This window comes from Thauera sp. AutoDN2, from assembly GCF_051280715.1.
In the GTDB taxonomy this organism is placed as follows: Bacteria; Pseudomonadota; Gammaproteobacteria; order Burkholderiales; family Rhodocyclaceae; genus Thauera.
Window position 1 is genome coordinate 1 of the sequence record NZ_JBNCAR010000050.1, and the last position, 10,526, is coordinate 10,526.

Below are 10,526 nucleotides of genomic sequence, written 5' to 3' on the forward strand. Positions count from 1 at the left end.
ACGACGGTAGACTTCGGCCCGAAATCGATTGTTTCGAGCTTTTCAATTTTATCCGCATAGTCATGGAGCTTGTCATCAAGCCCTTCGGCGAGGTCGCTCGCGATTTCCGCCTGAGCGTGCTCGTCATTCTCGATCGGCTCGCTTCGATCAAGCCGAGCAGTCGACACGTAGCCTAGATACGTGTCGCGAGCGCTCTTCAAGGCCGCCGTTTCCAACGACAGCATCGTCTCTCTGATGTGGTCTTTGTTCCAGTTCACAATCACCTCGCCTTGTATCGCTATTGGAGCCGTCTGCCCGTCAGGATCCGCCGGGGACCGCCGTGTAATTGAGCTTTGTCATCCCGCCCACGCGGCTATTCATCGCTGACAAAGTCCTCTCCTTGATAAGGAGCTCGGATCAGCCTGGGGTCTCGGATGATGCTTGTGACCAGCCAAACATAGGTTTGCTCTGCGGTATCAAATCCGAGGATGCTGAAGGCACCGCCGAAGGGACATGCGGGAAAGTCGGGGAACCCTTCCCGAAGGACATAACGCTCGGGTTCTTGTTCAAACTCGCGCTTGTAGACCTTGCGCAGACCGTGCTTGCTCGGCACATCCCGGTCCCCTGTCGGCACCGTTTCTCGATGTGCCAAAAGCTGCTCGGAAAAGTCCGCATGGCAAATCTCGTCGAACACATCGAATGCGTCGATAAGGAGTCCCCGGTGCCCCGTCTTTGGGTCCGTGATCGCGTAGATGTTTGAAGCATCCTCCGCATCGTCGCCACTCTCCAGGCGCAGCGCAGCGTCCACACGCATGGAGCAAGCATCCAGTTTCGATCCGAATTCGAGATCGACGAGATGGCCATCCTTGACACGATACTCGCGGTCGTATCCCTTGGCGACGTACGACTGCACTGCGCTTATGACATCGGTCACTTGGGTGTTCATTGAGGCGCCTTCATCTCGCGTTGAATGGAGCGTGCGCCCGCACGGGGCGTGCTGTGGACTGCCGGAGGACGGCGGAGATGTTTGGGTACAGAATTCAAAGCCACTTTGCCTTCTTGAAGCGCAAGAAGAGGATGAGGCAGGACGTCGCCATGAGCCCGATCACGACGAAGAATCCGTAGGTCGCATTCAGGCCGGGCATGTGCGTGAAGTTCATGCCATATATTCCAGCGATTGCCGCCGGAACTGCCAGTACAGCCGCCCAAGCCGCGAGCTGGCGGGTGTTCCTACCCATCCTTTGCGCTTCCAGAAGACTGCTGAACTCAAAGACAGATGACAGGACCTGAAGCAGACCGTTAACCATGGTCTGCACGCGATCAACGTGGTCCGCGACATCGTTGAAGTACGGCCTCACATCGGCGCTGATGCAGGGAAAGTGCCCGCGAACCAGCTTTCTGACCAACTCGGCCATCGCTCCGAGCGTACGCTGGAAGTGGGTGAGCTCGCATCTCAGTGCAAAGATGCGGGCGACGTCTTCTCGTCCGAGAAAGTCGCCAAGTGACCGCCTTTCCATTGCCAGGACGTCATCTTCGATCATTTCAAAGATGGGCAGATACTGGTCGACAATCCGGTGCAGGATCGCGTGCAACACGTAGTCGACGCCCTTTCCCAACAGCGCCGGCGAAGCCTCGAGTTGCTTTCGAAGGGTACCTAGCTCTCCGGCGTGGCCGTGCCTTACGGTGATGAGATGATTGTGGCCGGTGAAGATTGCCATCTTCCCGTAGCGAATCGTGTCGCCTACCAGCTCGGCAGTCTGGGCGACGACGTACAGCTCATCGTTGTAGACCTCGAGCTTGGGCGGGCACAGCGGGTGCATCGCATTATCGATGGCCACCGGATGGAGCTGATAGGTCGTCTGTATCGCGTGAAGCTCCTCGGCAGTGGGGTCGTGTAGCGCGATCCAACAGAAGTCCGATCGACTCTTATCCCATTGAACGTGCTCGTCGAGCGCGACGTCCCTGATTCGCTTACCTTCGTTGTAATAGCAGGCGGCAACGATGCTCATGCCGGCCTCGCAGGGATCCTCAGACCCCGCTGTACAGCTGGTCGAGCTAGCCCACGACCGAGCCAGGCTTGGATATTCGAGTATTCGCTGAGGCCGACGATGTCGCCGGCAGCGTAGGTTTCAACCAGCGCATTTACCCAGCCCAGCGTTGCGATGTCCGCGATCGAATAGTCATCGACGATCCACTCGCGCCCTTCCAGCTGGCGATCAAGCACCCCTAGGAGTCGCTTGGATTCGTCGATATAGCGCTGTTGTGGGCGTTTATCTTCATAGTCCTTCCCGCCCCAGCGCAGGAAGAAGCCTAGCTGGCCGAACATCGGCCCGATGGCGGACATCTGGAAGAACACCCACGTCAAAGTTTCGTAGCGCTTGGCGGGTGCATTTGGGATGAGCTGGCCGGTTTTCTCGGCCAGGTAGATGAGGATGGCACCGGACTCCCAGACCGCAATGGGGCTCCCGCCTGGCCCTGCAGGATCGATGATTGCCGGTATGCGGCCGTTCGGGTTCAGAGAAACGAACGCCGGGTCCTTTGACTCGTTGTTCGAGATATCGATCCAGTGGGGCTCGTACGCCAAGCCCGTCTCCTCCAGCATGATGGAGACCTTGACGCCGTTGGGCGTGGGGGCTGCATAGAGTTGGAGGCGCTCGGGATGTGACGCCGGCCAGCGCTTCGTGACCGGGAAGGACGAGAGATCTGACATGGTTCTGCGATCCTGGTGATGCGATGGCGGGGGACTGGAGATCTCAACCCTATCAACGCTGGGTTCGATAGCCGCGCCGAAGAACGGCGCGGTTATCGAAGACTGCGACGGGGACAGGGGCTCAGGTCGCGGCCCGCGAAGACGGTTCTGCCTCAGCCCCGGCCGATGACCGCACAAGGTCCCCGTTTTAGCGCTTGGGAAGAACCCAGTTGGAACGGGGAAAGTGGCACGTATAGCCGCCCGGCCGATTCTCCAAATAGTTCTGGTGCTCCGGCTCGGCCTCCCAGAAATCGCTCACCGGCTCGACATCGGTGACCACCTTGCCAGGCCATAGCCCGGAGGCATCCACATCGGCGATCGTGTCCTCGGCGACCCGTTTCTGCTCCGCGTCGACGTAGTAGATGGCCGACCGATAGGAGAGCCCGCGATCATTGCCCTGGCGGTTCTTCGTGGTCGGATCATGGATCTGGAAGAAGTACTCCAGGATATTCCGGTAGCTGGTCACCGCCGGGTCGAAGATAATCTCGATTCCCTCGGCGTGCGTGCCGTGATTGCGGTAGGTGGCATTGGGAACATCGCCGCCGGTGTAACCGACACGTGTCGAGACGATGCCCGGCTGCTTGCGAATGAGATCTTGCATGCCCCAGAAGCATCCACCCGCGAGAACTGCGCGCTGATGCATATTAAGCCTCCTTGATCTGATCGAGATATTCGCCGTATCCCTGGGCGGCCATCTCGTCACGCGGGATGAACCGAAGGGACGCAGAGTTGATGCAGTATCGAAGCCCGCCGCGGTCGGAGGGGCCATCCGGAAACACATGGCCGAGATGACTGTCGCCATGCACCGACCTGACTTCCGTGCGCCTCATCCCATGGGCGCCGTCCTGAACCTCGTTCACGTTGGCCGGAACGATCGGCTTGGTAAAGCTCGGCCAGCCGGTGCCAGAATCGAACTTGTCCGTCGAAGCGAAGAGTGGCTCACCCGACACGACGTCCACGTAGATGCCTGGCTTCTTGTTGTCGTTGTGTTCGCCCGTGAATGGCCTTTCGGTACCCGCGTTTTGGGTGACCCAATGCTGTTCCGGGGTCAGACGGTCCAACGCGGTCTTTGACTTTTCAAACTTCACGATAGCCTCCGTTACGCATCTAGTGGGTCAGCCAAACTGTCGTTCTTGTTGTTAGTCATTGCGACGATTATCGCAGTGCGCCTGGTATTTATCCAATACGCTGAACGTATCGTTTCGATAGCATCAAAGCACTTCGCGACCTTAAAGGGCACCTTCGGACCTTAGCGTACGATTTTTCCCGTTTCGTGAGCTGACCCCTTATGTCGCGGCTCCCCCGCGCCCGGCTCGTTGGCCGTGCGGGCTGCGCCCCGCCGAGGTCGCTACGCGACCTGGCGGCACCCGCGCTTGTGGCTAGTCCTAGCTCTCGGGGCTTTTTTTCGCGCACTTGCGCGATGCCAGGTGCGCAGCAGTTGGCACACCAAGACCGCAAAAGCGGTTTTTCAGGGAAGCAGGCCGACGACCTGGTGCATGACTCCGGCAGCAGTCGCCTATCCACCGCTGTATGCCTCCGGCGGCCCTGCCGGGGGCCAAACGGTCGCGTTTGATCCTCGGGAGCAGGGGGACGGCCTGCGGCCTAAACCCCTGCTCCACTCGGGGAGCGTGGGATCGTTCCAAGGGCGTCAAGGGCCGGGCCTGCGGCCCTCTCCGGGGCGGCCCGTGTCCTCGCTTCGCTGCGGGCCGCGCCAGCCGCCCCTGCGACCCTTGACCCCCTTTCCACTCGAAAAACGATCAGGAAGCGCCACAGCGGCCCCGTCTGGCTGGTGCGGCCCGCAGCCCGGCACGGGCGAGGACTCGGGCCAGACGGGGCGAACCCTTGACGCGGCAGCAGCGGCCAGAGCCTCACGGAGAGGGAGCAGGGGAGGGCTTTTAACCCCTGCTCCCCGACGCCTCGCGGGCGAGAGCGGGCGTGCAGAGGGCAGCGCCCTTTGCCCAAGCCCGCAGGGCGCGGAGCAAGTAGCCAGCTGCCCGACCGGGCAGCGGTACGTTACGAAAATCGCTTGCATATCGTATCTGTATTGTGTATCATATCTGTATTGATATGATTTACACCGATACGGTACGAAAGGGGAAAGGATCATGGCACGTCAAGGCATCACTTTTGAGCAGGTCGCCGCCGTCGCTGATGCGCTGGCAGGCGAGGGTCAGCAGCCGACCATCCGGGCGGTGCGCGAGCGGCTGGGCGACACCGGCAGCCCGAACACGATCCACAAGCATCTTTCGACCTGGCGCGAGGCCCGCCCGGTGGCCGCTGCCGCTGCACAGGAACTGCCGCAGGCGCTGACCGCCGCAATTGCGGCCGAGATCGAGCGGGCCGCCGCGCAGGCACGCGGGGAGATCGAGGGCCGTCTGGTGCAGGCACAGGCCGAGGCCGCCGAGCTGGCAGCGGCAGGCGAGGCGCTGGAGTCCGAACGCGACGAGCTGGCCGAGCAGGTGGCCGTCCTCACCACTGAGCGCGACACGCTGGCAGGCAAGGCCGCCCAGCAGGCCGCCGATCTTGCCGACGCGCAGCAGCGCATCGAACGCGAGCAGCAGGCGGCCGAGTCCGCCCGCGTGGAGGTCGCGACCGCCCGTCTGAAAATCGAGGCACAGGCCGAGCGCCAGGTCGAGCAGGCGGCCGAGCTCGAGCGTCTACGTGCGGCGTTGGCCGAGGCGCAGCAGGGACGGATCGCAGCCGAGCAGCAGGCGGCTGTATTGAGCGCGCGCCTCGAGGCGATGACCGATCGCGCGACCCGAGCCGAGCAGCGAGTGGAGGGGCTCGAGAGGCAGCTACAGCAGGCAGGGCAGGAGCTCAGCAGCGCGCGGGTCCAGGTTCAAGCGCAGCAAACCGCGTTGGATAGCGCGGTGCGGGACATCGAGGCGGCAAGGCGGCAGGTGGAAGAGGCCCGTGCCCAGGCGAAGAAGGCCGGCGAGGAAGCCGCGGAGCTGCGGGGGCGTTTGGCTGCGGCTGCTGTCCCTGGCAAGGGCTGAGCGCCGGTCGGGTGCGTGGTGCTTTGGACGAAATGAATCCTTTTGTCTAATGTCCGCAGACCACCCCCAGCAACGGCGCGGCTTTGCGCCGCGTTTTTTTCCCGAACATTGGACAAAACGATGAACGACCGCAAACACCTCACCGCGCGCGAGGTCGAGCGCCTGATCACGGCCACCCGCGGCAGCCGCACCGAGCTGCGCGACCGCTGCCTGATCCTCTTGATGTTCCGTCACGGGCTGCGGGTGTCCGAGGCCTGTGCGCTGAAGTTGCACCAGGTGGATCTCGAGAGCCGGGTGCTGCACGTCGCTCGGCTCAAGAAGGGGTTGTCGACGACGCACCCGCTGCGAAGCGACGAGTTGCGGACCATCAAGGCTTGGCTCACCGAACGGGCGCGTCTCGGCCCGGCGGGCGACACGTTCTTCGTCTCGGAGCGGCGGGCGCCGCTCAACCGCCGGACCGCCTGGGTGGCGATCCGGCGCTACGGGGAACTGGCCGAGCTGTCCGTCGAGGCGCACCCGCATATGCTGCGCCACGCCTGCGGCTACGCGCTCGCCGACCAGGGCGCGGACACCCGGCTCATCCAGGACTACCTGGGACACCGCAACATCCAGCACACCGTCCGCTACACGGCGACCAATCCGGCGCGGTTCGAGCGGCTGTGGCGGTGATGTGAGATACTTGTATCTCTATTCGGTTGATAGGAGTCTCTGCGATGGGTGCCGTTTCCCTCCGCCTGCCTGATGACGTCTCGCAAAGGCTGCAGAATCTGGCCCAGATGACGGGGCGCAGCAAGACCTACTACATGGTCGAGGCCATTCGTGAGCACCTCGATGACCTCGAGGATCTGTACCTCGCCGAGCAGCGCCTCATCGATATCCGCTCGGGCAAGACCCAGACGGTTCCGCTCGAAGAGGTTATGAAGCGCTATGGCCTGGAAGGTTGAGCTCGACCCCGCCGCGGAGCGCGAGCTGGGGAAGCTCGACCGCCAGGATGCCCGGCGCATCCTCGCCTTCTTGTTCGAGCGCGTGGCCAAGCTTGAAGATCCGCGCAGCATCGGTGAAGCCCTCAAGGGCAGCAAGCTCGGGGACTTCTGGAAGTATCGCGTGGGTGACTACCGGCTGATCTCCAGCATCGAGGACGGGGTGATGCGCATCCTTGTCGTGAGGATCGGCAATCGTCGGGATGTTTATCGTTGATATAAGATGTTTCTTTATGTATTTGTATAACGCGGTAACGAAATAAATAAGGACTGATCGAATGCGAATAGCGGTCGTCAACACCAAGGGCGGCGTGGGAAAGACCACGATCGCCACACACCTGGCTGCCCTCTTTGCCGCACAGGCGGCGACCTTGTTGATCGATGCCGACCCGCAGGCTTCGGCCGCCAGTTGGGCCGCCTGGCGGCGTGAGGCCGGGCGTGAGCCGTCGCCGACGACGACCTGCTTGCTGGGCAAGGCGGTCTTCGATGAGGGCAAGAATCTGTCCAAGGGCTTCGTCCATACCGTGATCGATGCCGGTGGCCGGGATTCGTCCAGCCTGCGCGCGGCGCTGCTGCTGGCCGAGCGTGCCGTGGTCCCGGTGGGTGCCTCCAACCTCGATGCCGCTGCGATGACCGATCTGCTTGAGATTGTCGAGCTGGCCAAGGACTTCAATGCGGAGCTCGACGTGCACGTGCTGCTGATGCGCATCGATCCGCGCACCCGGGACACCGGGGAGATGATTGACTACCTGCACGAGCACAAGCTGCGTCTCCTCGATGCGCGCATCTGCGAGCGCGTGGCGTACCGGCGTGCCGTCGGCGAGGGGGCTACGGTGGCCGAGCTCGCCAAGGACCCCCAAGCGATTGCCGAGATGGCCGCCCTCTACAAGGAGATTCAAGCGTGAAAGCAAAACCCAACCTCGACAGCTTCCTGGCTGGGAGCGCAGCCGCTGCCGCCGAGCGGCCGGCATCTGGGACTTCGGGCATGGGGCTGAGTTCGGTGCTGGTCTCGCAGCGCAGAACGAAGTCGATTCGCATCGACCCCGCGCTCGATCTGTTCCTCAAGGAGGAAGCGTTCCGCCGCACGATGGCGAGCGGCAGGCGGGTCAATGAGTCCGATCTGATCGAAGAGGCGTTGGTCGGCCACTTCAGGATTCAAGAGAAATAAATCAATAACGCATGAACGCAATAAGTCAATAACGACACATGCCACTATCCTGGAACGAAATTAAGTCGCGCGCCCTGGCGTTCTCCAAGCACTGGGCCGACGCCTGCAACGAGGACAGCGAGGGCAAGCCGTTCCTGCTCGCCTTCTTCGAGATCTTCGGGATCACCAACAAGCGCATTGCCAGCTTTGAGCATGCGGTGAAGAAGTACGGCGGCGGCGCCGGCTATGTCGACTTGTTCTGGCCCGGCATCCTGCTGGTCGAAATGAAGTCGCGCGGCAAGAACCTCGACCGGGCCCACACCCAGGCGATGGACTACTTCCCGGGGATCGCCGAGCGGGATTTGCCGCGCTTCGTCCTGGTGTGTGACTTTGCGCGTTTTCGGCTCTTCGACCTGGTCGAGGGGGCGACATACGAATTTCCCCTCGAAGAGCTTTACAAGAACGTCCGCCTGTTCGGGTTCATCGCGGGCTACCAGACTCAGGTCATCAAGCCGCAGGACCCGATCAACATCAAGGCGGCCGAGCGCATGGGCCGCCTGCACGACCAGTTGCGGGCAATCGGCTACGAGGGGCGCCCGCTCGAGCTCTACCTGGTGCGCATGCTGTTCTGCCTGTTCGCCGAGGACACGGGGATTTTCGAGAAGCGCCAGTTCCAGGACTACATCGAGCTGCGCACGGGCGTCGACGGGGCCGACCTGGCGCACCACCTATCCACCTTGTTCTACGTGCTCAACACGCCGCAGGACAAGCGGCTGAAGAACCTTGATGAGCACCTGGCAGCCTTCCCCTACATCAACGGCAAGCTGTTTGCCGACATGCTTCCGCCGGCGAGTTTCGATGCGGCCATGCGTGAGAGCCTGCTCGATCTGTGCGGGCTCGACTGGGGCCGGATTTCCCCGGCCATTTTCGGCAGCTTGTTCCAGAGCATCATGGACGCACAGGCCCGCCGCAACCTGGGCGCGCACTACACCAGCGAGGAGAACATCCTCAAGCTCATCAAGCCGCTGTTCCTCGATGCCTTGTGGGCCGAGTTCGAGAAGATCCGCGGCAACAAGAAGCGCCTCTCCGAGTTTCACGCCAGGCTGCGCACGCTCACCTTCTTCGACCCCGCCTGCGGCTGCGGAAACTTCCTGGTAATCACCTATCGCGAGCTGCGCCTGCTCGAGCTCGAGGTGCTGCGGGCTGCCAACGCTGGCGGGCAGATGGCGCTCGACGTGCATCAGATGATCGCGGTCGATGTCGACCAGTTCTACGGTATCGAGATCGAAGACTTCCCGGCGCAAATCGCCCAGGTTGCGCTGTGGCTGGTCGATCACCAGATGAATATGAAGGTCAGCGAAGAGTTCGGCGCCTACTTCGTGCGTATCCCGCTGAATCACAGCGCGACAATCGTTCACGCAAACGCATTGCGCCTGGACTGGAGCACGGTGCTTCCGCCCGAGAAATGCGCGTACTTGCTCGGTAACCCGCCCTTCGTCGGTCACCAGTGGCGAAGTGCGGAACAGATGGAGGACATGGCGAACGTTTGGGGCAATGGTGGGCGCTTTGGGCGGCTCGATTTTGTCACCTGCTGGCATCACAAAGCCGTGCAGTACATGAAACGCAATCCCAAGGTGGTTACGGCCCTTGTCTCAACGAATAGCATCTGCCAGGGCGAGCAAGTCGGCACCCTCTGGAGCTGGATGCTGGAGCAGGGCGTGAAGATCCACTTCGCCCACCGGACGTTCATGTGGACGAGCGAGGCCCGCGGGCGCGCTGCTGTTCATTGTGTGATCGTGGGCTTCGGCCTGCAGGATTCCGATGAGAAGGTGATCTTCGAGTACGAGGACATCAAAGGTGAGCCGCACGCCATCAAGGCCCGGAATATCAACCCCTACCTCGTTGACGCCGCCGACATCATTCTGCCGTCGCGAACTGCAACCCCATCGGGGCTTCCGCAGCTGATCAAGGGCAGCCAGCCCACCGATGGCGGACACCTGATCCTGTCCGAACAGGAAGCCGAAGCGCTACAGGCTGAAGAGCCTACTGCCGCCAAGTGGCTCAAGACCTATATCGGCGGTGAAGAGCTGATCAACGGTGGGCGTCGCTACTGCCTTTGGCTAAAAGGGATCTCGCCTAAGGAGCTCAAGTCCATGCCGGCGGTGATGAAGCGTGTCGCTGCCGTCTCCCAGGCACGACTGAATAGTCCGACGAAAAGCGTTCAAGCCTTTGCGGAAAAGCCCACGCTTTTTACCCAGGATCGTCAGCCGGAAAAGGGGTTCTAAGCCGGAACCGCCGAAAATTCCGTCAGCCGATCAACGTGGCTTGTCCCGCGCCCGGTCGATGGGGTAGACCCAACAGTCGTGTCACTAGCCGCCATTTCGATCACGGCAATGCCAGCCGGACGTCACGTCCAGATTGTTCCGGTCTGGATGAGGCCGACTGACGTCTCGGATGACGGGTGGCATACAACTGCTGTGAGTCCTGCAGGGGGGCAGCTGCCTGACCGGACGGCGAGCATCAGCCCATCTCATGTATTCGTCATGTCAGCTTTGACACTGCGCACGCGACGGCACCCGACCCAAAGCTGTCATTGTTTCCCGGTTAGATTGCTATAAATTTTGTGGGCCATTTCTACCCGTTCAGCATTGGGGTAGTTTTTATTGGCCAGCAAC

Annotated in this window: 13 protein-coding genes; 7 read left to right on the forward strand and 6 right to left on the reverse strand. The window is 61.7% G+C overall.

Annotation, left to right across the window (positions count from 1 at the left end):
* The 6 genes from ACPT9U_RS16550 to msrB form a co-directional block, all read right to left on the reverse strand.
* A partial coding sequence (locus ACPT9U_RS16550) for a hypothetical protein (protein ID WP_435751743.1) occupies window positions 1-257 on the reverse strand: 257 nt, incomplete at its 3' end.
* A 95-nt stretch (window positions 258-352) separates the two neighbouring features.
* Window positions 353-925: a hypothetical protein gene (locus tag ACPT9U_RS16555; RefSeq protein ID WP_054662472.1), complete on the reverse strand. Its 573-nt coding sequence runs from the start codon at window positions 923-925 to the stop codon at window positions 353-355.
* A 94-nt stretch (window positions 926-1,019) separates the two neighbouring features.
* Window positions 1,020-1,988, reverse strand: a complete 969-nt coding sequence (locus ACPT9U_RS16560; protein ID WP_435751745.1) for a magnesium and cobalt transport protein CorA — start codon at window positions 1,986-1,988, stop codon at window positions 1,020-1,022.
* Window positions 1,985-2,689, reverse strand: a complete 705-nt coding sequence (locus ACPT9U_RS16565) for a glutathione S-transferase N-terminal domain-containing protein (protein ID WP_435751747.1) — start codon at window positions 2,687-2,689, stop codon at window positions 1,985-1,987. The genes ACPT9U_RS16560 and ACPT9U_RS16565 overlap by 4 nt, the downstream gene beginning before the upstream one ends.
* A gap of 187 nt (window positions 2,690-2,876) precedes the next feature.
* Window positions 2,877-3,371, reverse strand: a complete 495-nt coding sequence (gene msrA / locus ACPT9U_RS16570; protein WP_435751748.1) for a peptide-methionine (S)-S-oxide reductase MsrA — start codon at window positions 3,369-3,371, stop codon at window positions 2,877-2,879.
* A 1-nt stretch (window position 3,372) separates the two neighbouring features.
* Window positions 3,373-3,816, reverse strand: a complete 444-nt coding sequence (msrB, locus tag ACPT9U_RS16575) for a peptide-methionine (R)-S-oxide reductase MsrB (protein ID WP_435751749.1) — start codon at window positions 3,814-3,816, stop codon at window positions 3,373-3,375.
* A 1,017-nt stretch (window positions 3,817-4,833) separates the two neighbouring features.
* Here msrB and ACPT9U_RS16580 point away from each other — a divergent pair.
* The 7 genes from ACPT9U_RS16580 (at window position 4,834) to ACPT9U_RS16610 (ending at window position 10,136) form a co-directional block, all read left to right on the forward strand.
* Complete coding sequence (locus tag ACPT9U_RS16580) at window positions 4,834-5,724, forward strand: DNA-binding protein (protein ID WP_435751750.1); 891 nt, start codon at window positions 4,834-4,836, stop codon at window positions 5,722-5,724.
* Between the two features lie 120 nt (window positions 5,725-5,844).
* Window positions 5,845-6,393, forward strand: coding sequence for a tyrosine-type recombinase/integrase (locus ACPT9U_RS16585; RefSeq protein ID WP_435751751.1), 549 nt, complete (start codon window positions 5,845-5,847; stop codon window positions 6,391-6,393).
* 44 nt (window positions 6,394-6,437) lie between these two features.
* On the forward strand, window positions 6,438-6,668 hold the full coding sequence (gene relB / locus ACPT9U_RS16590) for a type II toxin-antitoxin system RelB family antitoxin (protein ID WP_020684461.1): 231 nt from the start codon (window positions 6,438-6,440) through the stop codon (window positions 6,666-6,668).
* Entirely contained in the window at window positions 6,652-6,921 is a 270-nt protein-coding gene (locus ACPT9U_RS16595; protein ID WP_435751752.1) for a type II toxin-antitoxin system RelE family toxin, read from the forward strand. The genes relB and ACPT9U_RS16595 overlap by 17 nt, the downstream gene beginning before the upstream one ends.
* Window positions 6,922-6,982: 61 nt before the next feature.
* Window positions 6,983-7,609: an AAA family ATPase gene (locus tag ACPT9U_RS16600; protein ID WP_435751753.1), complete on the forward strand. Its 627-nt coding sequence runs from the start codon at window positions 6,983-6,985 to the stop codon at window positions 7,607-7,609.
* Window positions 7,606-7,872, forward strand: coding sequence for a hypothetical protein (locus ACPT9U_RS16605; protein ID WP_435751754.1), 267 nt, complete (start codon window positions 7,606-7,608; stop codon window positions 7,870-7,872). The genes ACPT9U_RS16600 and ACPT9U_RS16605 overlap by 4 nt, the downstream gene beginning before the upstream one ends.
* A gap of 38 nt (window positions 7,873-7,910) precedes the next feature.
* Window positions 7,911-10,136 carry a DNA methyltransferase gene (locus ACPT9U_RS16610; protein WP_435751755.1) on the forward strand — a complete coding sequence of 742 codons (2,226 nt, stop codon included), beginning with the start codon at window positions 7,911-7,913 and terminating at the stop codon, window positions 10,134-10,136.
* Window positions 10,137-10,526: the final 390 nt, after the last annotated feature.

Bases quoted from the DNA above. Each gene is read 5' to 3' on its own strand.
- ACPT9U_RS16580 (WP_435751750.1), top strand. From the start codon at position 4,834: ATGGCACGTCAAGGCATCACTTTTGAGCAGGTCGCCGCCGTCGCTGAT.
- ACPT9U_RS16560 (WP_435751745.1), bottom strand. From the start codon at position 1,988: ATGAGCATCGTTGCCGCCTGCTATTACAACGAAGGTAAGCGAATCAGG.
- ACPT9U_RS16565 (WP_435751747.1), bottom strand. From the start codon at position 2,689: ATGTCAGATCTCTCGTCCTTCCCGGTCACGAAGCGCTGGCCGGCGTCA.
- ACPT9U_RS16610 (WP_435751755.1), top strand. From the start codon at position 7,911: ATGCCACTATCCTGGAACGAAATTAAGTCGCGCGCCCTGGCGTTCTCC.
- ACPT9U_RS16585 (WP_435751751.1), top strand. From the start codon at position 5,845: ATGAACGACCGCAAACACCTCACCGCGCGCGAGGTCGAGCGCCTGATC.
- ACPT9U_RS16595 (WP_435751752.1), top strand. From the start codon at position 6,652: ATGGCCTGGAAGGTTGAGCTCGACCCCGCCGCGGAGCGCGAGCTGGGG.
- ACPT9U_RS16555 (WP_054662472.1), bottom strand. From the start codon at position 925: ATGAACACCCAAGTGACCGATGTCATAAGCGCAGTGCAGTCGTACGTC.
- msrA (WP_435751748.1), bottom strand. From the start codon at position 3,371: ATGCATCAGCGCGCAGTTCTCGCGGGTGGATGCTTCTGGGGCATGCAA.
- ACPT9U_RS16600 (WP_435751753.1), top strand. From the start codon at position 6,983: ATGCGAATAGCGGTCGTCAACACCAAGGGCGGCGTGGGAAAGACCACG.
- relB (WP_020684461.1), top strand. From the start codon at position 6,438: ATGGGTGCCGTTTCCCTCCGCCTGCCTGATGACGTCTCGCAAAGGCTG.